The sequence below is a fragment of the Helicobacter sp. T3_23-1059 genome (genome assembly GCF_053654515.1).
In genome coordinates this window covers 1-330 of the sequence record NZ_JBSIUV010000263.1, presented here as the reverse complement: position 1 = coordinate 330, position 330 = coordinate 1, and the positions used below count along the sequence as shown (strand labels likewise).

Sequence of the window (330 nt, the reverse complement as noted above, 5' to 3'; positions counted from 1 at the left end):
GCCGAGAAAATCCAAGAAAAAATGCAAGTTTCGCACGATTTTGCGCAAAATCTAGCAAAATGGCACAGCGATAGCCACGCAATCACAAAAGAAGCAGACGGCACACCTAAAATCTTTTATCACGCAACAAATAGCGATAAAAAATTTGAAATTTTTGATAACAAAAAAATACATAGCGGTTATGGATTTTGGTTTGGAGATTCTCTCACACAAGAAGCCGTCCAAGAACTAAAAATAACTAACACGCCTATTTACAAAGTATTTTTAAAAATCAAAAAACCTTTTGATATATCAGAGCCGATAAATAATCAAAATCGCGCAGAATTTGAA

Annotated in this window: 1 protein-coding gene; it reads left to right on the top strand. The window is 34.2% G+C overall.

Features of this window, described 5'->3' with window-relative positions; all coding sequences use genetic code 11:
• Window positions 1–330: ADP-ribosyltransferase-containing protein (locus ACWIX0_RS14350; protein WP_454174637.1), on the top strand; the 330-nt coding region annotated here is incomplete at both ends.